The organism is Aureimonas sp. SK2, assembly GCF_029813115.1.
Lineage (GTDB): Bacteria > Pseudomonadota > Alphaproteobacteria > Rhizobiales > Rhizobiaceae > Aureimonas.
On sequence record NZ_JAPZDS010000007.1, the window covers coordinates 46,442 to 71,992 of the forward strand.

General features: G+C 67.6%; 24 protein-coding genes and 2 tRNA genes. 5 read left to right on the forward strand and 21 right to left on the reverse strand.

The features are described 5' to 3' along the window. Window positions 1-7: 7 nt before the first annotated feature. From O5O54_RS10440 to O5O54_RS10495, 12 genes are all read right to left on the reverse strand, one after another. Window positions 8-1,300, reverse strand: coding sequence for a M23 family metallopeptidase (locus O5O54_RS10440; RefSeq protein ID WP_279481455.1), 1,293 nt, complete (start codon window positions 1,298-1,300; stop codon window positions 8-10). A 90-nt stretch (window positions 1,301-1,390) separates the two neighbouring features. Continuing rightward, window positions 1,391-2,032 carry a protein-L-isoaspartate(D-aspartate) O-methyltransferase gene (locus tag O5O54_RS10445; RefSeq protein WP_279481457.1) on the reverse strand — a complete coding sequence of 214 codons (642 nt, stop codon included), beginning with the start codon at window positions 2,030-2,032 and terminating at the stop codon, window positions 1,391-1,393. 13 nt (window positions 2,033-2,045) lie between these two features. Beyond that, window positions 2,046-2,807 carry a 5'/3'-nucleotidase SurE gene (gene surE / locus O5O54_RS10450; protein WP_279481458.1) on the reverse strand — a complete coding sequence of 254 codons (762 nt, stop codon included), beginning with the start codon at window positions 2,805-2,807 and terminating at the stop codon, window positions 2,046-2,048. 4 nt (window positions 2,808-2,811) lie between these two features. Next, complete coding sequence (serS, locus tag O5O54_RS10455) at window positions 2,812-4,095, reverse strand: serine--tRNA ligase (RefSeq protein ID WP_279481459.1); 1,284 nt, start codon at window positions 4,093-4,095, stop codon at window positions 2,812-2,814. A gap of 40 nt (window positions 4,096-4,135) precedes the next feature. Then, window positions 4,136-4,948, reverse strand: coding sequence for a twin-arginine translocase subunit TatC (tatC, locus tag O5O54_RS10460; RefSeq protein ID WP_279481461.1), 813 nt, complete (start codon window positions 4,946-4,948; stop codon window positions 4,136-4,138). Next, window positions 4,945-5,457 (reverse strand): Sec-independent protein translocase protein TatB, encoded by a 513-nt coding sequence (tatB, locus tag O5O54_RS10465; protein WP_279481463.1) that lies wholly within the window; start codon window positions 5,455-5,457, stop codon window positions 4,945-4,947. The genes tatC and tatB overlap by 4 nt, the downstream gene beginning before the upstream one ends. A 47-nt stretch (window positions 5,458-5,504) precedes the next feature. Continuing rightward, the gene (locus O5O54_RS10470) at window positions 5,505-5,735 is read right to left on the reverse strand and encodes a twin-arginine translocase TatA/TatE family subunit (protein ID WP_279481465.1); all 231 of its coding nucleotides are present in this window, start codon (window positions 5,733-5,735) and stop codon (window positions 5,505-5,507) included. Between the two features lie 38 nt (window positions 5,736-5,773). Further along, window positions 5,774-6,895 (reverse strand): ABC transporter ATP-binding protein, encoded by a 1,122-nt coding sequence (locus O5O54_RS10475; RefSeq protein WP_279481468.1) that lies wholly within the window; start codon window positions 6,893-6,895, stop codon window positions 5,774-5,776. A gap of 70 nt (window positions 6,896-6,965) precedes the next feature. Next, window positions 6,966-7,991, reverse strand: a complete 1,026-nt coding sequence (gene nagZ / locus O5O54_RS10480; protein WP_279481470.1) for a beta-N-acetylhexosaminidase — start codon at window positions 7,989-7,991, stop codon at window positions 6,966-6,968. A 101-nt stretch (window positions 7,992-8,092) separates the two neighbouring features. Next, window positions 8,093-9,634: an SPOR domain-containing protein gene (locus O5O54_RS10485; RefSeq protein WP_279481471.1), complete on the reverse strand. Its 1,542-nt coding sequence runs from the start codon at window positions 9,632-9,634 to the stop codon at window positions 8,093-8,095. Between the two features lie 98 nt (window positions 9,635-9,732). After that, the gene (gene argS, locus O5O54_RS10490; protein WP_279481473.1) at window positions 9,733-11,484 is read right to left on the reverse strand and encodes an arginine--tRNA ligase; all 1,752 of its coding nucleotides are present in this window, start codon (window positions 11,482-11,484) and stop codon (window positions 9,733-9,735) included. A gap of 88 nt (window positions 11,485-11,572) precedes the next feature. Then, the gene (locus tag O5O54_RS10495) at window positions 11,573-12,787 is read right to left on the reverse strand and encodes a deoxyguanosinetriphosphate triphosphohydrolase (protein WP_347814881.1); all 1,215 of its coding nucleotides are present in this window, start codon (window positions 12,785-12,787) and stop codon (window positions 11,573-11,575) included. A 110-nt stretch (window positions 12,788-12,897) separates the two neighbouring features. Here O5O54_RS10495 and erpA point away from each other — a divergent pair, with 110 nt between their 5' ends. Continuing rightward, window positions 12,898-13,239 (forward strand): iron-sulfur cluster insertion protein ErpA, encoded by a 342-nt coding sequence (gene erpA / locus O5O54_RS10500; RefSeq protein ID WP_279481475.1) that lies wholly within the window; start codon window positions 12,898-12,900, stop codon window positions 13,237-13,239. Between the two features lie 56 nt (window positions 13,240-13,295). Next, window positions 13,296-14,090 (forward strand): exodeoxyribonuclease III, encoded by a 795-nt coding sequence (gene xth / locus O5O54_RS10505; RefSeq protein ID WP_279481809.1) that lies wholly within the window; start codon window positions 13,296-13,298, stop codon window positions 14,088-14,090. Window positions 14,091-14,097: 7 nt separating this feature from the next. On the opposite strand, the gene O5O54_RS10510 is transcribed toward xth, so the two are convergent. From O5O54_RS10510 to O5O54_RS10540, 7 genes are all read right to left on the reverse strand, one after another. Further along, a complete protein-coding gene (locus tag O5O54_RS10510; RefSeq protein ID WP_279481478.1) occupies window positions 14,098-14,913 on the reverse strand; it encodes a tetratricopeptide repeat protein in 816 nt (271 codons plus the stop codon). A gap of 356 nt (window positions 14,914-15,269) precedes the next feature. Then, a complete protein-coding gene (locus tag O5O54_RS10515; protein WP_279481479.1) occupies window positions 15,270-16,622 on the reverse strand; it encodes a long-chain fatty acid transporter in 1,353 nt (450 codons plus the stop codon). 322 nt (window positions 16,623-16,944) lie between these two features. Further along, window positions 16,945-19,716, reverse strand: a complete 2,772-nt coding sequence (locus tag O5O54_RS10520) for a valine--tRNA ligase (protein ID WP_279481480.1) — start codon at window positions 19,714-19,716, stop codon at window positions 16,945-16,947. Between the two features lie 166 nt (window positions 19,717-19,882). Beyond that, the gene (locus tag O5O54_RS10525; protein WP_279481481.1) at window positions 19,883-20,752 is read right to left on the reverse strand and encodes a PopZ family protein; all 870 of its coding nucleotides are present in this window, start codon (window positions 20,750-20,752) and stop codon (window positions 19,883-19,885) included. A gap of 314 nt (window positions 20,753-21,066) precedes the next feature. Further along, window positions 21,067-22,488, reverse strand: coding sequence for a TolC family outer membrane protein (locus tag O5O54_RS10530; RefSeq protein WP_279481483.1), 1,422 nt, complete (start codon window positions 22,486-22,488; stop codon window positions 21,067-21,069). A 249-nt stretch (window positions 22,489-22,737) separates the two neighbouring features. After that, on the reverse strand, window positions 22,738-23,388 hold the full coding sequence (locus tag O5O54_RS10535; protein ID WP_279481484.1) for a protein-L-isoaspartate O-methyltransferase: 651 nt from the start codon (window positions 23,386-23,388) through the stop codon (window positions 22,738-22,740). Between the two features lie 126 nt (window positions 23,389-23,514). Further along, a tRNA-Cys gene (locus tag O5O54_RS10540) sits at window positions 23,515-23,588 on the reverse strand. Between the two features lie 185 nt (window positions 23,589-23,773). Here O5O54_RS10540 and O5O54_RS10545 point away from each other — a divergent pair. Continuing rightward, window positions 23,774-24,163 (forward strand): response regulator, encoded by a 390-nt coding sequence (locus tag O5O54_RS10545; protein WP_279481485.1) that lies wholly within the window; start codon window positions 23,774-23,776, stop codon window positions 24,161-24,163. 28 nt (window positions 24,164-24,191) lie between these two features. On the opposite strand, the gene O5O54_RS10550 is transcribed toward O5O54_RS10545, so the two are convergent. Then, complete coding sequence (locus O5O54_RS10550) at window positions 24,192-24,476, reverse strand: hypothetical protein (RefSeq protein WP_279481487.1); 285 nt, start codon at window positions 24,474-24,476, stop codon at window positions 24,192-24,194. A 138-nt stretch (window positions 24,477-24,614) separates the two neighbouring features. Between O5O54_RS10550 and O5O54_RS10555 the strand changes: the two genes are divergently transcribed. Next, a complete protein-coding gene (locus O5O54_RS10555) occupies window positions 24,615-24,773 on the forward strand; it encodes a DUF3563 family protein (protein WP_279481488.1) in 159 nt (52 codons plus the stop codon). Between the two features lie 145 nt (window positions 24,774-24,918). Here the strand turns inward: O5O54_RS10555 and O5O54_RS10560 are convergent. Then, window positions 24,919-24,993: transfer RNA gene (locus tag O5O54_RS10560), tRNA-Asn, on the reverse strand. Window positions 24,994-25,275: 282 nt separating this feature from the next. Here O5O54_RS10560 and O5O54_RS22435 point away from each other — a divergent pair. Beyond that, on the forward strand, window positions 25,276-25,467 hold the full coding sequence (locus O5O54_RS22435; RefSeq protein ID WP_407061690.1) for a hypothetical protein: 192 nt from the start codon (window positions 25,276-25,278) through the stop codon (window positions 25,465-25,467). Window positions 25,468-25,551: the final 84 nt, after the last annotated feature.

Sequence of the window (25,551 nt, forward strand, 5' to 3'; positions counted from 1 at the left end):
CGCGCGCTCAGCGCAGGTAGGTCATCGGGTTGACCGGCGACGAGTCCTTGCGCACCTCGAAGTGCAGCATAGGTGCGTCGGTGTCGCCCGTCATGCCAGCCTTCGCGATCTCCTGGCCGCGCTTCACGGTCGAGCCGCGCTGCACGAGGATGTCGTCGGCATGGCCGTAGACGGTCACGAGGCCGTTGTCGTGCTTCACGAGCACGGTCTTGCCGAACTCCTTGAGCCCCTCGCCGGCATAGATCACGACGCCGTTCTCGGCCGCCTTGATCGGGGTGCCACGCGGTACGGAGATGTTGAGGCCGTCGTTGCGGCGTGAGCCGACCTTGTCGCCAAAGTTCTTGACGACCCGGCCCTGGACCGGCCAGCGGAACTGGTCGATGCCGGTGGAGGCGGGCGCCAGCGAGGCCTCTTCCTTGGCCTCTTCCTTGGCGACGGTGGTGGGCGCGGCCGGCGCGGCGGCGGCAACGGCCGTGTCGCTCGCCTTGGGCGCGGCAGGAGCGGCAGGAGCCGCAGCCGCCGGCGCAGCGGCGGTCGCCGGCTGGTAGGGCTTGGGGCTCTGCGCCGTCGCGGCATGGGCGGGCGCAGCGGCAGCCGGAGCCGCGGCTGGCGCGGCAGCCGCCGGACGGTTGGCCGGCGCCGAGCGCGGCGCCGGAATGGCGGCGGCCTGGGCCTGGAGAGTCGTCGGCGGAGCGCCGAGAGAGGCCACGCGGGTGTTGGATGCCGCGGCCGGCGCCGAGCCGCCCGGCACCACGAGGGTCTGGCCGATGCGGATATTGTCGCCGCTCAGGCCGTTCGCGGCGCGGAGGTCCGCGACGCTGACGCCTGTGCGGCGCGCGATGCCGAGAAGCGAGTCGCCCGGCTCGACCTTGACGCTGGCGCTGCGCGAGGACGAAGCCGCCGGCGCGGCCGGCATGGCGCGAGAGACGGAGGTCTGCGCGACCTGCGGCTGGCCGACGGGTGCAGCCGCCTGGACCGGAGCCGGCGGGGGATAGGACGAGGGGGCCGTCGGTGCGTTGCCGTAGGACGAGGCCGGCGGGGGCGGCAGCGACGAACGGCTGACGGCCGGGGTCTCGACGGCGGCGTAGGTCTGCTGCGGCTCAGCCTGATAGGTCGGAGCGGCCGGAGCGGCGGCGACCTGCGTGTTCTGGATCGGCGCCTTCGGGATCGCACCCGTGTAGAAGCCGTCCTGAAGTCGCGTCGCATCCGCGCTGCAGCCGGCGGTGATGGAGACCACCGACACCAGTGCGGCAGACCGAACGAGCCTCTGCCGGAAAAGCCGCATAACGTGCGTGCGCATCTCAGTCCCCATGCCTTGCCAACCTTGTCCCATTGAACCGCGTTAATGTTACCCGGCGGTTAAGCGCGACAGGAAAAAGGAGCTATTCCTTTACAGGATGGAGGCTTTTCCGATTTCGAGAGGCTGAAGTCGGATGGGAAAGAGCGGCGTCAGTTCGAAGCGGCTTCCCTGCTTGTGGTGGCGCACGACCTGCTGCTCGCCGTCGCCGGGGCCGATCGGCGCAACCAGCATGGCACCGGACGCCATCTGCTCGACGAAGGTCTTCGGCAGCTCGTCGAAACAGCCGTGGACGACGATGCGGTCGAACGGCCCGGCCTCCATATAGCCCGCCCGCCCGTCCTCCTGCACAAGGGTCACGTTGCTGAGCGAGCAGTTGCGCAGGCGATCGGCAGCCGCGCTCGAGAGCGTCCGGTATCGCTCCAGCGTGACGACATGCAGCGCGAGGCGGGCAAGGAGCGCGGTGACGTAGCCGCTGCCCGTCCCGATCTCGAGGACGCGGTGCTCCGGCTGGATCCGCAGCGCGGCGGCGAGCCTGACGGCGGTGCGCGCGCTCGGCATGGTCTGGCCGCAGGGCAGCGGAAACGAATGCTCGCCATAGGGGTCGGCCACGTCGGCCGGCACGAAGAGACGCCGCGGAACGGCCTCCACCGCCTCCATCAACCGTCCGGCGACGAAGTCCTCCGAGCGCACGCGCATCAGAAGCGCCGCGAGCCCTTCGCGATCCCCCGGCATCTCCATGGCGCCGTCAGCCCGCCGAGAAGACGGACCGCATCTCCTCGCGCAGCGCGTGGTGCGTGAGGTCGAGCTGGAGCGGCGTCACGGAGATGAAGCCGTCGCGCAGGGCGGCGAGGTCCGAGCCTTCCATTTCCGGCCCGGACTGGCGCCCGAACTTCAGCCAGAAATAGGGCAGCCCCCGTCCGTCCTGGCGCTCTTCGATCCCAAGCGCGTAGTCGAGCTTGCCCTGCCGCGTGACCTTGGTGCCCTTCACGGCCTCCGGCGCGACGGCCGGGAAGTTGACGTTGAACAGCGTGCCCTCGGGCGCAGAGACGGCCAGAAGCTTGCGGATGATCTCCGCGCCGTGGCGCTCGGCCGTCTCCCATTGCAGCTCGCGCGCGCCGTCGGCCCGGAAGCTCTGGCTGAGCGCCACCGAGCGATAGCCCAGCATCATGCCCTCGATCGCCCCGGCGACCGTGCCGGAATAGCTCACGTCGTCGCACACGTTCTGCCCGGCATTGACGCCCGACAGGACGAGGTCGGGCTCCTCCGGCATCAGATGCTTGGCCGCCATGATCACGCAGTCGGTCGGCGTACCGGTCACGGCGAAGCGCCGGTCCCCCTCCCGGCGCACGCGCAGCGGAGAGGACAGGGTGAGCGAATGCGACAGGCCGCTCTGGTCGGTCTCGGGCGCGACCGTCCAGACATCGTCCGACAACTGGCGCGCGATCGCCTCCAGCGTCTTCAAACCGGGTGCGTGGATCCCGTCGTCGTTGGTGAGAAGGATCCGCATCGTGTCACTCCCGGCCGATGATCTCGAGCCCGCCCATATAGGGCCGCAACACCTCGGGAACGCGGATCTCGCCGACCTCGGTCTGATAGTTTTCCATCACCGCGATGAGCGCACGCCCGACGGCGGTGCCCGAGCCGTTCAGCGTGTGGACGAAGCGCGGCGCGACTTTCTCGCCGGACGGGCGGAAGCGCGCGTTCATGCGCCGGGCCTGGAAATCGCCGCAGACGGAGCAGCTCGAAATCTCGCGGAACGTGTCCTGGCCGGGCAGCCAGACCTCGATGTCGTAGGTCTTCTGCGAGGAAAAGCCCATGTCGCCGGTGCACAGGACAACCGTGCGATAGTGAAGGCCGAGCCGCTCCAGAACCGTCTCGGCGGCGCGGGTCATCCGCTCGTGTTCGGCCAGCGAGGTTTCCGGCGTCGTGATCGAGACGAGCTCGGCCTTGTAGAACTGGTGCTGGCGCAGCATGCCGCGGGTGTCGCGGCCCGCCGATCCCGCCTCGGACCGGAAGGACGGGGTCAGCGCGGTGAAGCGCAATGGTAGGGACGCCTCGTCCAGCACCGCCTCGCGCACGAGATTGGTGAGGGACACCTCGGCCGTCGGGATCATCCAGCGGCCGTCGGTGGTGCGGAACAGATCCTCGGCGAATTTCGGAAGCTGGCCGGTGCCGTAGAGCGCGTCGTCTCGTACGAGAAGCGGCGGGGACACCTCCTCGTAGCCGAACTCACTCGTATGGACGTCGAGCATGAACTGGCCGAGCGCGCGCTCCAGCCGAGCCAGCTTGCCGCGAAGCACTGTGAAGCGGGAGCCGGACATTCGGGCGGCGGCGTCGAAGTCCATCTGGCCGAGCGCCTCGCCCAGCTCGAAATGTTCCTTCGGCTTGAAGGAGAAGGCCGGGCGCTGACCGGAACGGCGGACCTCGACATTGTCGGCTTCGTCGGCGCCACGCGGCACCTCGGGCAAGGGGGCGTTGGGCAGGGTCGCGAGGAAGCCGTTCAGCTCTTCGTCAAGCCGACGCTCCTCGCGCTCGCCGTCCTGGATCTTCGCCTTGAGGTCGGAGACCTCGGCCATGATCGCGTCGGCCCGGGCGGCGTCGCCGGAGGCCTTGGCCTTGCCGATCTCCTTGGACGCCTCGTTGCGGCGGCTCTGCCACTCCTGCAGGACCTTGAGGTGCTCGCGCCGCGCCTCGTCGAGCCGGCGCACCTCGGGCGAGGCGGCGGCAGCACCTCGGCGCTCGAGCGCCTCGTCCAAGGCCTGCGGGTTCTCGCGGATCCATTTCAGGTCGAGCATGTCTCTCCAGTCCGCGCCGACGCGAACCGGAGCCGGAGGGTCACTCCGTAGGCGCTTCCGCTTCCGCCAGGCGCTCGGCTCGCTTCTTTTCGATCAACCGTGCCGTGATGATCGAGACCTCGTAGAGAATGATCGCAGGGATCGCAAGGCCGATCTGGGACAGCGGATCGGGGGGCGTCAGCACGGCCGCCACGATGAAGGCGATGACGATGGCATACTTGCGCTTGTCGGCCAGCCCGGCCGTCGTCACCATGCCGGCACGTACCAGAAGCGAGCAGATCACGGGCAGCTGGAACACGAGCCCGAAGGCCACGATCAGCGTCATGATCAGCGACAGGTATTCCGACACGCGCGGCAGGAGCAGGATGGCCGCGTCGCCCCCCTCGCCCGTCTGCTGCATCGACAGGAAGAACCACATCACCATCGGGGTGAAGAAGAAGTAGACGAGCAACGCCCCCAGCAGGAACAGGAGCGGAGTCGCGACGAGGAACGGAATGAACGCCGCACGCTCGTCCCGATAGAGGCCAGGCGCCACGAACTTGTAGACCTGAATGGCGATCAGCGGGAAGGCGAGGAAAAAGCCACCGAAGGCCGCCACCTTCACCTGCGTGAAGAAGTACTCCTGCGGCGCGGTGTAGATCAGCTCCACCGACGCGGGATCCATGCCGGCCCAAGAGGTCGCGATTTGGTACGGCACGACCAGCACATTGAAGATCTGCTTGGCGAAGAAGAAGCAGATCAGGAACATCCCGAAGAAGCCGGCAATCGCCCAGATCAGGCGTCGACGCAACTCGATGAGGTGGTCGATGAGCGGCGCGGAAGAGGCTTCGATGTCGGCTTCCGAACGCTTCACGAAATCTCTCCAGCGCGCGCGGGCGCCTCGGGTCTGACTGGGGCAGCGGCCGGTGCCTCGACCGGCTGCGGATCGGACGCCGGCGCGACGGGCGCGATGTCCACCTGAGCGGATGCGGCTGCACCTGCCGGGTTGGACGACATCGCGACCGTCGGCTCGGCCGGCACGGCCGGCTCGCCCGCCTGCGGAACGCGAGGCGGCGGCGACGCCGTCGCAGCGCGCAGCGTCGAGCGAATCTCGTCGCCGACGGCCCGGATCGGGTTGAGGTTCTTCGAGATGCTCTCGCGCGGGTCGAGCGAGCGCACGTCCTGCGCGGTCTTGCGCAGCTCGTCCAGCTCGGCCTCGTTGAGAGCTTCGTCGAACTGCTTGCGGAAGTCGCCTGCCATGCGCCGCATCTGCGTGGTCATGCGGCCGAAGGTCCGAAGCATCTTGGGAAGATCCTTCGGCCCGACCACCACGATCAGCACGATGGCGATGACGAGGAGTTCAAGTCCACCGATATCGAGCATGGTGGTGTCGAATCAGGCATGGCGGCGCGTGGGCGCCGCCATGGCCTTCAGATCCGCGACTTCTCGACGGGAGTCTCGGTCGCCAGCGGCTCGCCGTCGCGGTTTTCCAGCGTGCGGCGCTCCTGGACCGTCGCCGCATCGTCGTCGGCCATGCCCTTCTTGAAGTTCTTGATGCCCTTGGCAACGTCGCCCATCAGCTCCGGAATCTTGCCGCGGCCAAAGAGAAGCAGCACCACCGCCAGAACGATGAGCCAATGCCAGATGCTGAAGCTACCCATGCTAGTCTCCTATGAGCGCCTTGCGCCCGAGATCCGGTTCAAGCCGATCCGCTGGACTCTTCAAACACGAAAGCTTCTTGCGGATCAACGGATACGAAGACCTCATGCACACCGTCCGGCAGGTCGTTCGGGCGGATACGAGCCTTGATCCGCTGATCGACGCCGTCCACGGCGAGGGACAGAAGGTCAGCTCTGCCCACGAACTGCCGCGAAAGCACGCGTGCCTGCACCGCCCCCTCGTCCGGCGAAACGCGCACACCTTCCAACCGCAGTCCGACGGTGACCAGCGTGCCATTCGATCGTGGCGAGTCTGCGACGGGACCGAGAGGTCCGACCACGCGCCCTGCCTTTACCACGCCCGGCAAGACGTTGATTTCGGAGAAGAAGCCTGCGGTGAAGAGGTCGACCGGCCGACGATAGAGGTCGCGTCCCGTCCCGTACTGGACGATCCGCCCCTCGCGCATCAGCGCGATCCGGTCGCCGAGCCGCATCGCCTCCTCGGCGTCGTGCGTCACGATGACCGCCGTGGCGCGCGTCTCGCGCAGGATCGCCACCGTCTCGGACCGCATCTCGTCGCGCAGGCGACTGTCGAGCCCGGAAAACGGCTCGTCCATAAGGAGAACCTGAGGACGGGGCACCAGCGCGCGCGCCATGGCGACGCGCTGCTGCTCGCCGCCAGAAAGATTGTGGGGATAGCTTTCCGCCAGCCGCTCCAGCCCGACCCGGCGCAGCGCGGACAGGGCCGTATGGCGCTGCTGCTCCTTCGGCAGGGCGCGCAGGCCGTAGCGCACGTTGTCGATCAGCGTCATGTGCGGAAACAGCGCGAAGTCCTGGAACATCAAGCCGACGCCCCGGCCCTCCGGCGGCACGAAGCGGCCTGGACCGGACACCTCTTCCCCGCCGATGAACACCTGCCCTTCCGTCTGCCGCTCGATGCCGGAAGCGATTCGCAGAAGGCTGGTCTTCCCCGAGCCCGACGGGCCGAGAAGACAGAGGATTCTCCCGGCGGGAACGGTCAGGTCGATGCCGGAGAGGATCGCGCGGCGCCCGGCGCGGAAGCCGACCGAGCGGAATTCGAGGTCCGCCGCGAAACTGACGCCCGTCCTGCCGGCGCCCTCCGCCGAGGCGCTCCGCCGCTCGCTCGTGCCGGTCTGTGCCATGCCCATCCTTCCGCCGGACGGGAGGATCACCCTCCCCGTCCTTCGGACCTAACCTCTCATGGGAGCGGGCTCAAGCCGTGAGACCTAACAGCTCCGCGAACTCGGCGCGCATCGCTTCGTCGGCGGGCACGGACGGGCCGCAGCGGATGACGTCCCTTGCCCGCTCGGCGCGCGCCAGGCTCTCGCCCGTCAGCTCGGGCACGGCGGAAGCGACGGCACGCATCTCGGTCATGTCGCCGTTGCAATGGAGCGCGAGGTCGCAGCCTGCGTCGATCGCGGCGCGCGCGAGGTCCGCCATGTCGCCCTGCAGTGCCTTCATCGACATGTCGTCGCTCATCAGAAGGCCGTCGAAGCGCAGCGTGCCGCGAATGATGCCGGATATGACGCGCGGCGAAAGGGTGGCCGGTCGGTCCGGATCGAGCGCCTCGAAGCGGATATGAGCGGTCATGCCGGCAGGAAGGTCGGCGAGCTCTGCGAAGGGCAGGAAATCGTGCGCCTCCAGTTCAGCCCGGCCGGCGCGCACGGTCGGCAGTTCGAGATGGCTGTCCGCTTCGGCGCGCCCATGGCCGGGGATGTGCTTCATCACCGGCAGAACGCCGCCAGCGGCGAGACCGGTGGCGGCGGCGCGGCCGAGAAGGGCCACGATCTCCGGACGGTCGCCGTAGGCCCGGTCGCCGATGATCGAATGCGAGCCCGGCGCGGGAAGGTCGAGGCAGGGAATGCAGTTGGTGTTGATGCCGTAGCCGTTCAGCAGATCGTCGGCGAGAAGCCGGCCCTGAAGCCAAGCGGCGCGCCGCCCGGCCGCCTCGTCCGCCAGATAGACCCGCCCGACCTCCGCCGTCGGGGGAAAGCGCGGGGCGAAGGGCGGTCGCAGCCGCTGGACCCGGCCGCCTTCCTGGTCGATCAGGATCGGAACGTGCTCGCCGCCGCGAACCTCCTTCAGCTCGGCCACAAGGTCGCGCACCTGCTGCGGCTCGCCGATGTTGCGTCCGAACAGGATGAAGCCCCACGGCCGTTCGTCCGCGAAGAACGCGCGCTCGTCGGCGTTCAGCCGTTGGCCGATGCAGCCCGAGATCCAGGCCTTCGATCCGCTCATCGCACGCGTCCTGCCGGAAGTGGAAGCTTTGTATTCGTCTGCCGGACCCAATGTCCTGCGCCATGCCGCCCCGACCCCGAGGGCCGCGGCGGCGCCGAGGGTCAGCGCGTCACGAAGCAGCTGCCGCCGGCCGATTTCAGGCTTTCGCACAAGGAGTTCGCCTCGCTTCTGGATGCCGTCGCCACGCGCACGCGGTAGTAGGTGCCCTTGCCGGGAATTTCCGCCGACTTGATGCCGAGGCTCCGACCGCCGATGACGCTGGAATAGCGCTTGCCGAGGTTCGACAGCGACTGCTGCGCCGCCTCCTGCGACGGCTGGGAGGCGATCTGCACGAAGAACGCGTCGGCGGGTGCCGGGGCTTCCTCCAGAGCCGCCACCTGCTGGGGCGCCGTCTCCGGAGCGGCGGCCGGCACCTCCACGGGGGCCGGAGCGGCGGCGGCTTCGACAGGCTGGGGAGCGGTCGAAGCGGTGGTGATCTCGGGCTGGTCCATGCCGAAGGGCATCTGCGGCGCGATGCCGGCGACGGGGTCGAGCGTCGCTGCATGCGCCTCCATAGAGGTCGCGGCCGTCAGCAGCGAGGTGCCGGCGGCGGGAACCTCGGTAGCGACCAGCGTGCCGTCGGGCCGAACGGAGAGCGTGCGCACCTTGCGCGGCTGCAGGGTGCCGTCGTCCGCCTTGGGCTTGGCCGCCTCGGCCGTCTCCTTGCCCGGAAGCGGAATCTGCTCGCCCACCTCGACGCCTGGGAGCGAATCGACGGGCGCATCGTCCTCGTCGGCGATGTCGATCGGCTCTTCCATGGCGGTCACCAGCGCCTCCTGCTTCGGCGGGGTCGCCGAGGAAACGCCCGACACCTTCTGGTACACGGCCTTGTTCTGGTTGGGGATCGTCTTGCCGCCGGGATCGACCGGCGCGATCTTGTAGGGCTCGGCGTCCGCCTTGATCAGCAGCGACCCGTCACCCGAGCTCCCCACGCCGCCGCCGCCGAGCAGCAGCGTCGAGGCGCCGGCCACGGCGACGATCGCCACCACGGCGACGCCACCCATCAGCATCACGCCGCGCAACCGCGACGGCTTGCGAACGGGATAGTCGTCATAGGGCTCGTAGTGGCCCTCTGCATCCAGTTCGTCATCGAACATCTGCGCGAACGCCTCGTCGCGCTGCGTGGGCTGAGGCGTCGGATTGCGGATGGCGGCCAGCTCGCTGTTGATCAGCTCGTCGAAGTCGTCGAGCGTGATGGGCTGACGCGGCTCCAGTTCGAAATCGGAATCGCGGGCGGGCGCGAAGGACTGCGTCTCCGCCGGATTGGTGTTGCGCGGACGCGCGGGCATGCTGAGGCCGAGAAGCGCCTCTTCGATCTGCCGGTCGGCATCGCCGCTGCCGCGGATGCCGCGCGGCAGCGACCCGGGCGCGGGAGCCGCAGCGGCGCGATCTCCGGCACCGACCTGAATCTGGGGCGCAGTGCCCTTCGGCTCGTAGGTGAAGCTCTCCCAGTCGTCGGAGCGGACTTCGACGGGCTCGAAGCCGCTATAGGGACCGGCCTGGGAGCGTGCGGGGGCCATGGGCGGATCGACGTGGCGGGCCACGTCGGAATAGCGATCGCCCTCGCCCGCGCTGCGACCGCCGAAACCCTTCGCGTCCTTCATGACCAGACCCCATTTTCGCAAGACGAGCCGCACACCCGGACCGTGCGATCGAACGAGGTCCGCCTCTAGGGCGCGAACTTGTTCAAAGCGTGGTCCGGTCAGCGCATCTCCTCGGGTGCCTGAACCCCTACGAGACGCAGGCCGGAGGCGATGACGAAGGCCACGGCCTGCACCAGTCCGAGACGCGCTGCGCTTGTTTTCGCATCGTTAGCCTTAACGAAGCGTAACTCGGGGTGGTCCTTGCCCCGATTGTACTGGCCGTGGAACGCCGAAGCGAGGTCGTAGAGATAGAAGGCCAGCCGATGCGGCTCCTTGGCCTGCGAAGCGGCCTGGATCAGGCGCGGATACTCGGCCAGCTTGCGGATCAGCGCGAGTTCGCCCTCGTCGGTCAGGAGCGCCAAGGTCTCGGCGTCCACACCATCGAGGGCCGATGTGTCGATGCCCTCGCCCTCCGCCTGCCGCATGATCGAGCGGGCGCGGGCGTGCGCGTACTGGACGTAGAAGACCGGATTGTCCTTGGACTGCTCCGTCACCTTCTGGAAGTCGAAGTCAAGCGGCGCGTCGCTTTTGCGGAACAGCATCATGAAGCGCACGGGGTCGCGCCCAACCTCGTTCACGACGTCGGCGAGCGTGACGAACTCCCCTGCGCGCTTGGACATGCGCACCGGCTCGCCGTTGCGGAAGAGCTTGACGAGCTGGCACAGCACCACGTCGACATGCGCCTTGTCGCCGGCCACCGCCTTGGCGACGGCTTCCAGCCGCTTGACGTAGCCGCCATGGTCGGCGCCCAGCACATAGACCATCTCGTCGAAGCCGCGGGCGAACTTGTCGGCGAAGTAGGCGACGTCGGCGGCGAAGTAGGTGTAGGTGCCGTCGGACTTCACCAGCGGCCGATCGACATCGTCGCCCACATCGGTGGAGCGCAGAAGCGTCTGCTCTCGGTCTTCCCAGTCCTCCGGAAGCTGGCCCTTGGGCGGCGGCAGGGTGCCCTGGTAGACGAAGCCCTTCTCGCGCAGGTCCTCGACCGCCCGGGTGATCCGGCTCGGGTCGCCCTCGTGCAGCGTCTTCTCCGAGAAGAACACGTCCTGCACGATATCCAGCGCCTTCAGGTCGTCGCGGATCGACATCATCATGGCCGCGATCGCATAGGCCTTCACGGTCGGCAGCCATTCCGACTCGTCCTGGTCCAGGAACTCGCGGCCGTAGCGGATCGCGAGCGCGGCGCCGACGGTCTTGAGATAGTCGCCGGGATAGAGGCCGGCCGGAATCTCGCCGATCGTCTCGCCCAGCGCCTCGCGATAACGAAGGAAGGTCGAGCGCGCGAGCACCTCGATCTGGGCGCCCGCGTCGTTGATGTAGTATTCCTTCGAAACGTCGTTGCCGGCAAAGGCCATGACATTGGCGATGGCATCGCCCACGACCGCGCCCCGGCAATGGCCGACATGCAGCGGCCCGGTCGGATTGGCCGAGACGTATTCGACATTCACCTTATGACCGGTCGCCTCGCCCCGGCCATAGTCGAGGCCACGCGCCAGAAGGCCGTGCAGGTGCTGCGTCCAGAAGGCGGTCTTGAGCCGCAGGTTGATGAAGCCGGGGCCGGCGACCTCCACCGTCTCGACGTCTGCATCCTCGCGCAGCGCCTCGGCGAAGGCGTCAGCCAGCTCGCGCGGCTTGGCGCCGAGCGGCTTTGCCAGAACCATGGCGGCATTGGTCGACAGGTCTCCGTGCGACGGGTCGCGCGGCGGCTCGACGCCGATGCGCGACAGATCCGCATCCGCCGTTCCGCGAGCGCGCAGAACCGCTTCGACCCGTTCCCGAATGCGCTGCTCGAAGTCGGCGAAGATGTTCATCAGATATGTCCGGCTCTGGCGAGAACGGGCGCTTGCGCCGCGCCGCGCGCTGGAATGGGCGGCCCGAAGGCCCTTGCGAGCGGCGGCGCTAGCGCAAATCGGGCGTAGCGTCAAACAATCGGCGGTGCTCGGCGAGCGCGAAACTGTCGGTCATTCCCGAGAGATAGTCCCCGACATGCCGCACCAGCCGCTCCGGCGGAAGGCCGATGGCCTTCTCGGCCCAGCCGTCGGGAAGAAGGCTCGGCGTTTCCACGAACCGGTCGAACAGGGCCTCCACGACCCGTTCCGCCTGCTCCATCGCCCCGAACACCTTGGGGTTGCGATAGACCCGCCGGAACAGGAAGGCACGGGTCTGCGCCACCTGCTCGCGCATCGGGCCGGAGAAATCGACGATCGTCCGGGAAGCGGCGCGCACGTCCTCGGCACTGCCGATTCCGTCCGCGTCGAGACGCGCCAGCGTCGTGGCGATCACGTCCTCGACCATGCGCGTGATGTGCCGCCGCATGATCTCGTGGCCGGTGCGCACCGGGTCGAGACCGGGATGCCGGGCGCGCACCTCGCGCAGGATGTCGCCGGCCAGTTCGAGTTGCTCGAGGTCGTCCAGCGCGATCAGTCCGGCGCGCAACCCGTCGTCCAGGTCGTGGGTGTTGTAGGCGATGTCGTCAGAGATCGCAGCGGCTTGCGCCTCGAGGCTCGCAAATCGGTCGAGCGCCAGGGGGAAGCGCGCGTCGAAGGCGGCGATCTGCGGCGGGACGGGATGGGGCGACGGCGCGTTCGGCCCCGTCAGCGGCCCGTTGTGCTTCACGAGCCCTTCCAGCGTCTCGAAGGTGAGGTTCAGCCCGTCGAACTCGGCATAGCGCCGCTCCAGCGCGGTGACGATCCGCAGCGACTGCGCGTTGTGGTCGAAGCCGCCGAAGGCCTCGAGCTTGCGGTCGAGCGCGCGTTCCCCGGCATGGCCGAAGGGCGTGTGGCCGAAGTCGTGGACGAGCGCGACGGCTTCGGTCAAATCCTCGTCCAGCCGCAGCGCGCGGGCGAAGGCGCGGGCGATCTGCGAGACCTCGATCGTGTGGGTCAGGCGTGTGCGGTAGTGGTCGCCCTCGTAGGCGACGAAGACCTGCGTCTTGTGCTTGAGGCGCCGAAAGGCGGTGGAATGGACGATGCGGTCGCGGTCGCGCTGGAAGGGCGTGCGGGTGCGGCTGTCCGGCTCGGGAAACAGCCGCCCGCGCGACTCCTCGGCATGGACGGCGAAGGACGCCAGCCCGTCATGGCCCGTCCCGATGCGATGCTCCGTCCAGTCCGACATGCGGCCCCGTGCTTTCGGGCGAGATTGACCCTCCCCGTTCGCGTCCATACCTTAGAGGCACGACCCCAACAACAAGAGGCCGAAGCGCGCCAAGCGGTTTCGGATCAGCCATGAGCGACACGCTCGCCACCAACATCACCGTGTCCGACGCGGCTGCCCGCCGGATCAAGGCGATCCTCGCCAGGAGCCAGTCCGACAACGCGCTGCGCATCTCCGTGGAAGGCGGCGGCTGCTCGGGCTTCTCCTACAAGTTCGACCTCACCCACGAGACCGAGAGCGACGACCTCGTGATCGAGAAGGACGGCGCGCGCGTTCTCGTGGACCAGACCTCGCTCGCCTATCTCGACGGCTCGGTGGTCGATTTCGTCGACGACCTGATGGGCCAGTCGTTCCAGATCCGCAACCCGAACGCTACCGCTTCCTGCGGCTGTGGAACCTCCTTCGCGATTTGACAGGGACGGGAGCGGAGGGCATGGCCTCCGCGACCCTTCTGCGTTCGGACAAGCCCATGCTGCTCGCCACCTGGAACATCAACGGCGTCAAGGCCCGGTTCGACACGCTCCTCGCTTGGCTCGACGAGCGCCAGCCCGACATCGTCGGCCTGCAGGAGATCAAGAGCGTCGACGAGGGGTTCCCGCGCGCCGAACTCGAATCGCGCGGCTGGCATGTCGAGACCCACGGCCAGAAGGGCTTCAACGGCGTCGCGCTGCTGTCGCGCACGCCGCCGGTCGCAGTCGAGCGCGGCCTTCCCGGTGACGACGCCGACGAGCAGGCTCGCTTCATCGAGGGCACCTGGGAAATCGGGGCCAAGCGGCTGCGGTTCGCCTCGCTCTACCTGCCGAACGGCAATCCGATCGGCACGAAGAAGTTCACCTACAAGCTGGCCTGGATGAAGCGGCTGGAGGCCCATGCGCGCCGGGCTCTCGCCGCCGAACTGCCTTTCGTCCTCGCCGGGGACTACAACGTCATTCCGCAGCCAGAGGACGTGAAGAACCCGGCCGCCTGGACGGAGGACGCCCTCTTCCAGCCGGAGAGCCGCGAGGCCTATCGGCGCCTTCTCAACCTCGGCCTGACGGACGCGCTACGCGCTTCGACCGACGCCGCCGGAACCTTCACGTTCTGGGATTACCAGGCGGGCGCTTGGCAGAAGAACAACGGCATCCGGATCGACCACGTGGTCCTCTCGCCCGAAGCGGCGGCGGCCCTCCGGTCGGTCTCGATCGACAAGCATGTGCGCGGCTGGGAGAAGCCGTCGGACCACGTTCCGGTGGTCGTGCAGATCGATCCGGCGGCGCTGCGATAGCGACGCCTCACTTCGCCGGATCGGCGCTTGCGGCAAAGGCGATGGCCGTCTTGCGGTCGTCCTCCGAGGACAGCGAGAACGCCTCCTCCTGAAGCGGGCGGATCCACTCGCGGTCCTTCGGCGTCGCGACCTTGTAGGCGCGCGTCAGCATGGCCAACCCGCGCGCCGGTTCGGCCCGCATCGAGATCGCCTCGCCGTCGAAGATCAGATAGCCGAGCAGCGCTTCGGCCTTGGCATAGCCCTTGTGCGCCGACAGCTTGAGCCAGCGCGCCGCCTGGCGCGGATTGGCCCGGCCGCCCTCGCCCGCCAGCAGCATGCGACCCAGCTCGAACTGAGCGCGGGCGTCGCCGAAATAGGTGGCGGCGTGCGTGTAGAGCTGGCGCGCCTGCGCCGCGTCCGCCTTCACCGGCGTTCCCGAAATGCCGGAGCGCACGTATTCGGCGAGCGCCAGGACGGCGCTGACGACATAGGGTGCGTTGGGCGAGGACGCCGTGTCGTCCTCCTGGTCGCGCACGATCTGCTCGAACATCTTGAAGGCTTCGAAGTCGTTCTCGACCACCCCGTCGCCGGCCGCATACATCTGGCCGAGCTTCCAGCGCGCGCCGGCATGGCCGAGCTCGGCGGCATGCTGGAGGGCGTCGATGGCCGCCGCCGTCTCGCCGCGCTTGTAGGCGGCAAAGCCGAGCGAGAAGACGTCGCGCGGGCTGGACGGCTTGGCGAGAACGGGATTCGATGTCGGATCGAGGGCCAGCGCGGGCGCGGCGACTGACAGAAGCGACGCCAGCAGGAGCCGGCCGACGGTCCTAGAGCGAACGATCGTCATGCGTCGCATCGGAAACGAGGGAGAGACGGCGAACCAACGCGGAGCGGCCGGTCAAACGGCCCGAGGCCGTCGCGGCCCCGCTGCCATCGGATTGTGTCTTCATGGTCCGTCCCCCCACATCGGGTTTCGGAAAAACAGCTCGCGCCATCATGCCCTGCGAATTCCGTCCCCGTGCTTCGAGATCGTGGGTGGTCCGCCTTTATGGCGGCAGCACGGCATTCGTCCCCCACCCCACTTATAGGCGATGCTTGCCTGCAATAGTGTTGCCGCCGCTCCACAGTTTCGGGAAGCTTGGACGCGGAAACGAAAACGCCGGCCCGAAGGCCGGCGTTGGAGGTCGAACGATATGCGCTGGTTCAGAACGAGAGCTTGAGCGACGCGTTCACGGCGTAGACCCAGTCGTCGCCGACCGAGCCGTCGAACACGGCGCCGCTGGTCCGGCGCTGCTCGCCGTCCGTCCAGTAGCCGACGAGGCCGCCGACGCGGAGTTCGGCCCAGTCGGTGTTCTTGAGCGCGAGACCGCCGGACAGCGTGTAGAGGTCGGTATAGGTCGTCTCGGCGCCCGTCGAGACGCCGCTGTCGTAGCCGATCGAGATGCTGCCCGAGACGTTCTCGTTGAAGGCGCGGCCGATGCCGATCGTGGCCGTATAGCCATCGTCCCAGTAGTAGGGGCTGACGTTGGAGTTGCCGGCAACCGTGGTCACGACCGCGCGGTTGGTGCTCCAGTCCGTCCAGCGGAAGGAAGCGAGGAGCAGCGTGCCCTCGGCGATGCCCGTCTGGGCGTTGATGTAGAGACTCTGCGGGCTGGTCGCCGTGTTCTGGAAGGCCGGCAGGTTGCTCCCCAGAACGGTGCCGGCGGTGGGCAGGGCCGAGACCAGCGATGCGGGAACGTTGATGCCGCGCTGCGCCAGGAAGGCGGCCGCGGTCGGGATCGACAGCTGGCGCCCGTCGGCGAGCTGCACAAAGGCGTTGTTCGAAGCCACCAGCGTGCCGGTGCCCGTGATGTTGTCGTGCTCGACCTCCGACCGGTAGAGCACCTGCGCGCGCAGGGCGATCTCGGGGATCTCGAAGGCCGCACCGATGCGGAAGCCGGCGGCAAACCCCTCGCTGGTGTCGGCCGTGAGCGCGACCGGCAGCAGGAGCTGACCACCCAGCGCGCCGAGCGCGCCCTGGAGGGCGGCCGGCAGCGTCGGGCCGAGGTTGCGGGTCGCAAGGCTCGTGCCGTTGAAGTTGAAGTCCTCGCCGAAGACACCGCCGAGCAGGCTGAAGCGCATGCCGTTGGTGGAGTAGCTTATGCGGCAGGTGCCGCTGATCTCGTCCGAGTCGACCTTGAGATCGCGGACACGCGGCCCGCCCGGAAAGGCCGCCGGCTGGGCGCCGCCCGGAAGCGACCGGTAGTCACCCTCGGCCGCGAAGGCCTCGACATAGTTGCCGACGCAGGCGACCGTATCGTTGCCGAGCTTCAGCGCGGCGCTCGGGATCATGTAGGTGCCGGTATAGGTGCCGAAGTCGCCCGACACGCCCTCGACCCGATCGAAGCCGCGCTGCGGGTTGACGTAGGTGAAGCCGAGACGCGTGCTGAACGGAGCTGCCTCGTAGAGGACGTCCGTATCGGCCGTGCCGCGCTGGAAGCCACCGGCCTGAGCCGCGCCGACACCCATCAGCACCAGGAAAGTCGTCTGCGCCAGCCGCGTCTTGAAACCCGTCATGTTCCCCCCGGACACATAGTCGTTCTGCGGGTGCCCGCACCCTTGTGACCGAACCGTGTCATGTCGCGGCGGCGTTGGGAATATGGGTCACAACACGGCGACAGGTTGGCGAAAGAAGGATTTCGACGGTGAAAACGATCACCCGATACGGCAGGAAAGCGCGCTAACCCAAATATATATAATATGAATTCTCTTCGGCTCCTGAGCCGCAACTAGCTCTCGCCGAACTCTCGGACCTGACCGCCAAGTCTTCCGTAAACGGAAGAAGTCCACGACCGTTGCCGGAACGCTACAGCGTCCGGCAACGGTCGCGGCGACCTCGCTAGCGGAGCATCGCGAGGGCGGCTTCCAGTTTCTCGGCCTCGGCGAGGTAGGCCGCCCGCTTCTCGCGCTCCTGCTCGACCACGTCGTCCGGCGCGTTGGCGACGAACTTCTCGTTCGAGAGCTTCTTGTCGATCCGCTCCACTTCGCCCCTCGCCTTGCCGGCCGCCTTGGACAGGCGCGCGATCTCGGCGTCGATGTCGACCATCCCGGCGAGCGGAAGGGCGTAGGACCGCTTGTCCAGAACGAACTGCACCGACTGGGGCGGTGCGGCGTCGAGGGTTTCGATGCTCGACAGGCGCGCGAGACGCTTCAGCGCAGCCTCGTGACGGCCGACGCGCTCGCGCGTCAGCGGATCGGCATCCACCACCACGAGCGGCGCCTCGGCGCCCGGCGGCACATTCATCTCGGCGCGGATGGAGCGAATCTCTCCGACCAGGCCGACGAGCCAATTCAAGTCGTCCGACGCTTCCTTGTCGTAGAAGACGAGCGACGGCCATTCGGCATGGCACAGGAGGCCCTCGCGCGGCCGCGGCCCCGCCGTCGCGGCCCAAAGCTCTTCCGTGAGGAAGGGCATGAACGGATGCAGCAGCGCATAGACCCGATCGAGCACGAAGCCGGTGACACGCCGCGTCTCGACCTTTGCCGCTTCGTCCCCCCCCAGATAGACGGGCTTGGCGAGTTCCAGGTACCAGTCGCAGACGGTGTTCCAGGTGAAGCGGTAGATCGCGGCGGCGGCGTCGTTGAAGCGGTAGGAGAGAAGCGCGTCGTCCACTTCCGAGATCGCTGTCGCCAGCTCGCTCATCAGCCAGCGGTTCAAAGGCAGCGTCAGCGCATCGGGGTCGACGGCCACATTGTGTTCGGCCCCGTTCATTTCGGCGAAGCGCGTGGCGTTCCAGAGCTTGGTGCCGAAGTTGCGGTAGCCGCCGATCCGCTGAGGATCGAGCTTCACGTCGCGCCCCTGCGCCGCCATGATCGCCAGAGTGAAGCGCAGCGCGTCGGCGCCGAACTCCTCGACGAGGTCCAGCGGATCGACCACATTGCCCTTGGACTTCGACATCTTGGCCCCGTTCTTGTCGCGAACGAGGGCGTGCATGTAGACGGTCCCGAAGGGCTCCTGACCGGTGAAGTGCAGGCCCATCATCATCATCCGGGCGACCCAGAAGAAGATGATGTCGAAGCCGCTGACGAGGACGCTGGTCGGGTAATAGGTCGCAAGCTCCGGCGTCTCGTCCGGCCAGCCGAGCGTCGAGAAGGGCCAGAGCGCCGACGAGAACCACGTATCCAGCACGTCCTCGTCGCGGCGCAGGAAGCCGTCGAAGAGCGAGCCGGTCTCGGCCATCTCACGAGCCTGCGCATCCGTCAGCGTCCCGTTCGTGACGTAATGGGCGAGCGCCGCCCCGGCGACCGATTCCTCGTCCTCATCGACGAAGACCATGCCGTCCGGGCCGTACCAGGCTGGGATCTGGTGCCCCCACCAGAGCTGGCGCGAGATGCACCAGGGCTGGATGTTCTCCATCCAGTCGAAATAGGTCTTTTCCCAGTTGCGCGGCACGAAAGTCGTGCGGCCCTCGCGCACGCTCGCGATAGCCGGCTCGGCCAGCGTCTTAGTGTCGACATACCACTGGTCGGTCAGGAACGGCTCGATCGGGACGCCGCCCCGGTCGCCGTGCGGCACCATGTGGACATGGTCCTCGACCTTGGCGAGATAGCCCTCGCTCTCCATCCAGTCGACCAGGAGCTTGCGCGCGGCGAAGCGGTCGAGCCCCTCGAACATGCCGACCGCCCGCTCGCCGTCGGCCGGGAAAAGGCCTTCCAGGAATTCGGCATTGTCGCGGATGGAGATCGTCGCGTCCGGCGCCAGGACCGAAATGCGCGCCAGCCCGTGGCGCTCGCCGACCTCGAAGTCGTTGAAGTCGTGCGCCGGCGTGATCTTCACCGCGCCGGACCCCGCTTCCGGATCGGCGTAGTCGTCGGCGACGACCGGAATGACGCGTCCGACCAGCGGCAGGCGCACATGCTTGCCGACCAGCGCCTCGTAGCGCTCGTCGGACCCGTTCACCGCGACGCCCGAGTCGCCGAGCATGGTCTCGGGGCGCGTGGTCGCGACCGTGATGAACGTCTCGGGATTCGCGGGGTCGTAGTCGCGCCCTTCCACGGGATAGCGGAAGTGCCAGAGGTTGCCCTTGATCTCGCGCTGCTCGACCTCGATGTCCGAGATCGCGGTGAGAAGCTTCGGGTCCCAATTGACCAGCCGCTTGTCGCGATAGATCAGCCCTTCGCGATGAAGGCGCACGAACACGCGGCGCACCGCGCGCGACAGGCCCTCGTCCATCGTGAAGCGCTCGCGCGACCAGTCGCACGAGGCGCCGAGGCGGCGGAGCTGGCCGAGGATCGCGCCGCCCGACTCGCCCTTCCATTTCCAGACGCGCTCGATGAAGGCCTCGCGGCCCATCTGGCGGCGGCCCGGCTCCTTGCGCTCGGCAAGCTGACGCTCGACCACCATCTGGGTCGCGATGCCGGCATGGTCCAGACCCGGCTGCCAGAGGACGTTCTGCCCCAGCATCCGGCGATGCCGGACCAGGATGTCCTGCAGCGTGTTGTTCAGGGCATGCCCGATATGAAGCGAACCGGTGACGTTGGGTGGCGGAATGACGATGGAGAACGGGTCTGCGCCGGGTTTCGCCCCTGCCCCGGCGCGAAATGCGTCGGCGGCCTCCCAGCGATCGGCCACGCGGGGCTCGATCGCGGCGGCATCGTATGTCTTCTCCATCGGCGGGCATCCAGCTCTGTCGAAATCGCGACCGGGTTTCAGGGAAGTTCCCGGCATTGTCAACGAACGGCGCGGACGGCGCGGGAACGATCCGGCGAAACGAAAAAGGGGCGCGCCGCGATGGCGGCACGCCCCTTGAACCGTATCGCGCCGGACGGCGTGCGGATCAGCGCTTCGCGCCGCCCCGCGCCAGCCGCTCGATCTCCTCGCGGATCAGGCGCTCGACCATCTTCGGCAGGTTGTCATCGAGCCATTCACGGAGCATGGGCTGGAGCATCTCCTGCGCCATCGCCTCGAGCGAGCGCAACTCGCCCTGCCGAATGGCCTCCGCCAGTTCGTTGAAGGATGCGCCGACGAGTTGGCCGGTCGCGGGGGACACCAGCGGCGGCGGCGTGTCGCCGTAGCGCGACGAGGCGGCCTGGGTCTCCTCCTGCAAGCGCGCATCGGTATTGGCGGGCTCGAAGGCGGTTCGCTCCATCGACGTCTCGTAGTTGGCCGCGGGCTCGGCGGCGGCGGGCGCGTGCGCCTGAGCCTCGGCGCGGTTGGGGAAGGGATAGGGCTCGGCCTGGCCGGCGAAAGGACGCGTGTAAGGCTCGTTGCTCATCGCCTCATTCCTCGTGAACGGATCTGCCGTCGCCTGCTGGCCGGCCGCATCGGGGACCTCGCCGCGCTCGCGACCGATCTCGATACGCTCCCAGGTCGCGGCGAGTTCCGTCTCGAGCTCCGCCGTCAGGGCATCGTCCTCGGCGGCGGGCGCGAAGACCGGCATCGCCTGTTCGCGAGCCGGGCGGACGGTCGCGGACGCGTCGGCGAAGCGAAGCGGCTGCGGAGGAACGGGGTCGGCCGGAGCCGCATGGACGTCTGCCGCTTCCCGAACGGGTGCACCGGCGAGGAAAGCGGGAATCTGCCGCGCCGCGCCGACCGCCGCCTCCCGATTGGCGCCGACCGCCTTCTCGTCGCCGGTCTCGATGATCTTCCGGATCGATGCGAGGATCTCGTCCATCGACGGTTCCTGCGCGACACTGGCCTTGCTCATGAAATCCGCACCCGCTCCAGACTCGCGGCCGCCACCCGACGCGAGTCAGGAACCACCCTACCCCTTGCGCCAGGCCATCGGAATCCCCCGCTCGTGCGAAGGGCGAATTATAAACGAATTTTTAAGGCCTTGCCCTGCCGTAAGGTTGCCTTCCGCTTAACGCTCCACGCCTCTTCGTCGCGACCGGATGCCCCGGAAAGCCGCTTGAAGTGCCACGCGCAATCCCCACCCGGAAACGCGTTCGCCCACGACGAAGCGCCGTGGGCGAAGACATGCGGTCGGAATGCCGATGCAGCTCGGCGACGGATCAGACGTCAGCGGCCGTCGGGCGTGCGCAGGCCGTACCACTTGTCCTGGACGGCCTGATAGTGCTCCTCGGGCTCGTAGCGATCCACCGCCAGCGCGAGACGTTCGGGCTGCAGGCTGCCGACGGCGGAAGCCAGCGTATAGGCGGCGACGATCGAATCGCGCTGCGCGCCCGCGAGCAGGATCTGCGCGGTGATGACGTCGGACTGCGCGTTCAGGACGTCCAGCGTCGTGCGCTGGCCGACATTGCGCTCCTCCACCACGCCGTTGAGCGCGAGCTGCGCGGCGGCCACCTGGGCGCGATAGCCCTGCACGTTGGCCTCGGCGGCCTGCCGCTGCGCCCAAGCGCTGGCGACGGCCGAGCGGACCTGATCCCGCACGTTGTCGACCTCGATACGCCGCTGCGACAGGATTTCCTTGGCCTGGCGCACGCGCGAGGCCACGAGGCCGCCCTGGTAGATCGGCACCGAGAGCTGCGCCGACACCGTGCCCGACACCTCGTTCTGGGTGACGACGTCGACACCCGGAAGATTGTTCGGATCCTGATCGTTCAGGGCATAGGTGTTGTCGAGCTGTCCCTGGACGCTGAGCGTGGGAAGCCGCTCGCCTTCCGCCGACTTCACCTGGAAGGAGGCGGCGTCCACGGCGAACTTCGTCGCCTGGATCGCGGGGTGCTGATCCTGCGAAACGCGGATCGCCTCGGCGACCGACGACGGGATCGCGCTGCGGCCCGGCGGGGTGCCGGCTTCCAGCGTGCCCGGCGGATCGCCTATGACGTCGAGATACTGCGCCTCGCTGCTGGCCACCTGTGACAACGCGGTGTTGAGAAGCGCGGTCGCCAGGGCCTGCTCGGCCTGCGCCTGCGCCACGTCCGTGCGCGTGCCCTCGCCGACGTCGAAGCGAGCCTGCGCGGCGCGCACCTGCTCGTTCAGGAAGGCGAGGCTCTGCCGGCGGAAGGCCGCGATCTCGCGGTCGCGCCGGACGTTCATGAACACGGTCACGGTGTTCAGCAACGTGTCCTGCACCGTGTTGTCGAGGTTCTTCTGGGCCGCCCGCACTTGCGCCTGCGCAGCGTTGACGTTGTTCGGCGTCTGGAAGCCGTCGAACAACGTCTGGTTGATGCGGATGCCGCCGACCAGCGCGCCGGTGCGGTCGTTGACGGTCGGGAGATTGTCGCCACGAGTGGTGCGCGAACGCGACCCCTGCGCCGTGGCGATGCCGGTCACGGTCGGCCGCAGGCCGGCGCGCGCCTGGGGCACGTTCTCGTCGGTGGCGCGCAACTGCGCCCGGGCGGCGTTGAGGGTCTGGCTGTTGGCGTAGGCTTTGGCCAGCGCCTCGCGCAACGTATCGGCGCTCGCCAGATCGACGCTCGTCGCCATGAGGAGCGCCGAGAGAGAGGCCAGGATCCACGTCTTCTTGCGCAAATGCATTCTCCGAGATCTGACGCGCACCATCAACTCGGGCGCGCGCAGGATACGGACGAAGCTCGTCCGAACCATGCCGATAAGCAAATGTACCGACCGAAGTGTGAACGCCAGACTGCTGCGCCAGCGTTTCAACCTTTTGCCAGGCTGGTGTGGCCCGACTATAACACTTCATGAATGTATCGGAGCGGCCACACCGGCTTGATCCACAGCGGGCACACTCAGCCCGGCCGCCCGTCCGACATGCCTATCGGTTCAGAACACGAACTCGCGCGGCTTGGCGAAGCCAGGCAACGCGGGAATATGGCAGTTGAAGGCGAAACGGTCGGACACGATGCCGTCCTCCTTCGTGTAGAGCTTGGCCATTCCCGAAGCGCCCGACCGCTCCACCACCACCAGCCGGCCCCGGTCCTTGAGCTGGTCGAGATGGGTGCGCGGCAGTTCCTCGACCGACCCCTGGAACAGGATCACGTCGTAGGGCGCCTCGCCGGCCCAGCCGGCGGCGAGCGACCCGGCGACGACGGCCGCGTTGACGATGCCCAGCGAATCGAAGGTCTCCGTGGCCTTGGCGGCGAGCTCGGCATCCTCTTCCAGCGCCACGACGGAACCGGCAAGCTTGGAGACCACGGCCGACGAGTAGCCCGTGCCGCATCCGACATCGAGGACGACGTCCTGCGGCCCGATCTGCGCCAGCTGAATCATCTTGGCCAAAGGCGACGGCGAGATCAGGAAGCGGTTGTGGCCGAGCGGAATGTCGCTGTCGATATAGGCCAGCGCCTTGCGCTCGTCCGGCACGAACGCCTCGCGCGGCACGCTCAGGAAGGCGCGCAGCGTCTCGTGGGAGGTGACGTCGGTCGTGCGAATCTGGTTGTCGACCATCTTCACGCGGGCGGCAGCGAAATCCATGTTGGGCCTCGGATCGTTTGCTCGGCCCATCCCTTAGGCGCCGCCCTCGCCCCTGACAAGCGAACCAGGCACGCGACACGGCCGGAAAATGCCGAGCGCTGGACGAAAGGGTAAGGGCTGGGGTGCTGGAGGCCTCGCCGGGAATCGAACCCGGGTGCAAGGATTTGCAGTCCTCTGCGTCACCACTCCGCCACGAGGCCTCAACGGGGCGCTAGGTACTGGCAGCCAGGCGTTTGCGCAAGCCCTCAAATCTCATTCTGGAAAGCGGTGGTCGGCCCGTTCCGAAAAGTCGACCTCACGCCACTCTTCGGGCGAACCGAAGCGGGCCGGCTGCGTTCAACGCCCTGTTCCACCGTTCCACGACGCGCAGTCCAGGCCTTACCCCATGCTCGAAAACAAACAGATCCTGCTTGTCGAAGACGACTTCCTGATCGCGCGCCCATTGGCCGAGAAGTTGGAGGACGCGGGCGCTTCCGTAATCGGCCCGACCGGGACGATCGAGGAGGGCATCGCGCTGATCGCCGGCAATCCGGACATCGACGGGGCGCTGATGGACGTCAACCTGGGCGGCGAGATGAGCTATCCCGTCGCCTATGACCTTCTGCGTCGCGGCGTGCCCTTCGTGTTTCTCACGGCATACGATCCGTCCCTCGTCGCGGCGCGCTTCCGCGACGTGCCGGTCTTCGCCAAGCCCGTCGAGTTCGAGCGCGTGCTGGAAGCGCTTCAGACCGCCACCGAATCCCGGCAGCAGAGGTCGGTTGCCTCGAACGGCTGACGCCGCCACCGTCCGAAGTAGATGGCGGTCAGATCGAGAGATGGCCGCTCAGAATGACGATGTTCGCGATGGCCATCCAGATCGCCGTCGAGATCAGACATCCAAGGATGAGGCCGCGAGCGGTACCGAGCGGTGCGTACGAAGGATTCATCCGTTCATTCTCCCCCGCCTCTCCCCATTCGGCGAAGAGTTCCGAGATCGAAGTGTAATAAAGACCGCCGCCGTGGCAATTCCGTTCGACGGCCTGCCGAGACGAAGCGACAATGCACGCAAGTTTCGGACAGGGTTCGCGGACGTCGCCGACTTGAGGCATGCAGAAGGACTGCGGGCGAACGGAAGACGTTAACCACGGCTGCGTCTATCGCATAGCGGCCTTGCGCTATGCTGCATTGCAACAAGCGCTGCTCAGGACCATTCTTGCCGGAGGACAACACAACCGAAGGCAACGATCATGAACATCGCCCGCCGCTTGCGCGCAGCGCTCAGAACGCCCGGCACCGAAGAAAGGGCACTCGCCTATCTCAACGAATCCACCTCGATCGCGGATCTGGAGCGCCGCGAGCGCGAAATCGATGCCGGGCGCTTCCGGCGCGATCGCTTTCCGTTCTGACATCGTGAAGCAGGATTCGACGAGCGGCCGCGCGCTTCAAAGCATGGCCGTTCGATCCCGGCACTTCTGAAGGATCAGTAGACGACGCGGCAATGCAAGGCCGGCGTCGGACGCCAATCTCTACCAGCGATGTCTTTGCTTTGAGTGGCTCCCCGGGCCGGATTCGAACCAGCGACCGATCGATTAACAGTCGATTGCTCTACCACTGAGCTACCGGGGAAAAGTTCGCCCTGCGAACGAGGGTGCGTATACCCACGAGCTTCCGATTTGCCAAGGCCCGATCGCGCCTTTGTCGAAAAAATCTTCGCCCGCCTCGCTTCTGTCGTGGTTGTCCGCCATCTGCGCTAACCTCACATCCAAGGCTCCGACGGGAGTCAGGCGGAGACCGATGGACGGCGTCGACGAAACGGCAGGCAAGCGGCGGGAGTTCTTCCGCCTGCGCGGACATACCGTGCATATCCTGGGGCGTAGGTTCGCGCTCCCGTCCAATAGGCTTGCCCGAATGGGGGTCGGGATCGCATTCATCATCGGCGGCTTCCTGAGCTTCCTGCCGGTGCTGGGCATCTGGATGCTGCCGCTGGGGCTCCTGATTCTGTCGATCGACCTTGCCTTCGTGCGCCGCATGCGTCGCCGCACGGACGTTCGATGGGAGCGCCGCCGGCGCCGCAAGTCGGTGACGAAGCCGCAAGGCTAGAAGCCTCTCGCCTTTCGGCCCGCAAGCTTCTATAGCGTGGGGCATACGGACGGCGGCTCGCATCTGCGGGCCGCCGTCTTTCTG

What these genes read in the sequence shown, in the direction of transcription:
- O5O54_RS10440 (WP_279481455.1), bottom strand. Translation starts at nt 1,300, where the DNA reads ATGCGCACGCACGTTATGCGGCTTTTCCGGCAGAGGCTCGTTCGGTCT.
- O5O54_RS10445 (WP_279481457.1), bottom strand. Translation starts at nt 2,032, where the DNA reads ATGCCGGGGGATCGCGAAGGGCTCGCGGCGCTTCTGATGCGCGTGCGC.
- surE (WP_279481458.1), bottom strand. Translation starts at nt 2,807, where the DNA reads ATGCGGATCCTTCTCACCAACGACGACGGGATCCACGCACCCGGTTTG.
- serS (WP_279481459.1), bottom strand. Translation starts at nt 4,095, where the DNA reads ATGCTCGACCTGAAATGGATCCGCGAGAACCCGCAGGCCTTGGACGAG.
- tatB (WP_279481463.1), bottom strand. Translation starts at nt 5,457, where the DNA reads ATGCTCGATATCGGTGGACTTGAACTCCTCGTCATCGCCATCGTGCTG.
- O5O54_RS10470 (WP_279481465.1), bottom strand. Translation starts at nt 5,735, where the DNA reads ATGGGTAGCTTCAGCATCTGGCATTGGCTCATCGTTCTGGCGGTGGTG.
- O5O54_RS10475 (WP_279481468.1), bottom strand. Translation starts at nt 6,895, where the DNA reads ATGGCACAGACCGGCACGAGCGAGCGGCGGAGCGCCTCGGCGGAGGGC.
- nagZ (WP_279481470.1), bottom strand. Translation starts at nt 7,991, where the DNA reads ATGAGCGGATCGAAGGCCTGGATCTCGGGCTGCATCGGCCAACGGCTG.
- O5O54_RS10485 (WP_279481471.1), bottom strand. Translation starts at nt 9,634, where the DNA reads ATGAAGGACGCGAAGGGTTTCGGCGGTCGCAGCGCGGGCGAGGGCGAT.
- argS (WP_279481473.1), bottom strand. Translation starts at nt 11,484, where the DNA reads ATGAACATCTTCGCCGACTTCGAGCAGCGCATTCGGGAACGGGTCGAA.
- O5O54_RS10495 (WP_347814881.1), bottom strand. Translation starts at nt 12,787, where the DNA reads ATGTCGGACTGGACGGAGCATCGCATCGGGACGGGCCATGACGGGCTG.
- erpA (WP_279481475.1), top strand. Translation starts at nt 12,898, where the DNA reads ATGAGCGACACGCTCGCCACCAACATCACCGTGTCCGACGCGGCTGCC.
- xth (WP_279481809.1), top strand. Translation starts at nt 13,296, where the DNA reads ATGCTGCTCGCCACCTGGAACATCAACGGCGTCAAGGCCCGGTTCGAC.
- O5O54_RS10510 (WP_279481478.1), bottom strand. Translation starts at nt 14,913, where the DNA reads ATGACGATCGTTCGCTCTAGGACCGTCGGCCGGCTCCTGCTGGCGTCG.
- O5O54_RS10515 (WP_279481479.1), bottom strand. Translation starts at nt 16,622, where the DNA reads ATGACGGGTTTCAAGACGCGGCTGGCGCAGACGACTTTCCTGGTGCTG.
- O5O54_RS10520 (WP_279481480.1), bottom strand. Translation starts at nt 19,716, where the DNA reads ATGGAGAAGACATACGATGCCGCCGCGATCGAGCCCCGCGTGGCCGAT.
- O5O54_RS10525 (WP_279481481.1), bottom strand. Translation starts at nt 20,752, where the DNA reads ATGAGCAAGGCCAGTGTCGCGCAGGAACCGTCGATGGACGAGATCCTC.
- O5O54_RS10530 (WP_279481483.1), bottom strand. Translation starts at nt 22,488, where the DNA reads ATGCATTTGCGCAAGAAGACGTGGATCCTGGCCTCTCTCTCGGCGCTC.
- O5O54_RS10535 (WP_279481484.1), bottom strand. Translation starts at nt 23,388, where the DNA reads ATGGATTTCGCTGCCGCCCGCGTGAAGATGGTCGACAACCAGATTCGC.
- O5O54_RS10545 (WP_279481485.1), top strand. Translation starts at nt 23,774, where the DNA reads ATGCTCGAAAACAAACAGATCCTGCTTGTCGAAGACGACTTCCTGATC.
- O5O54_RS10550 (WP_279481487.1), bottom strand. Translation starts at nt 24,476, where the DNA reads ATGCCTCAAGTCGGCGACGTCCGCGAACCCTGTCCGAAACTTGCGTGC.
- O5O54_RS10555 (WP_279481488.1), top strand. Translation starts at nt 24,615, where the DNA reads ATGAACATCGCCCGCCGCTTGCGCGCAGCGCTCAGAACGCCCGGCACC.
- O5O54_RS22435 (WP_407061690.1), top strand. Translation starts at nt 25,276, where the DNA reads ATGGGGGTCGGGATCGCATTCATCATCGGCGGCTTCCTGAGCTTCCTG.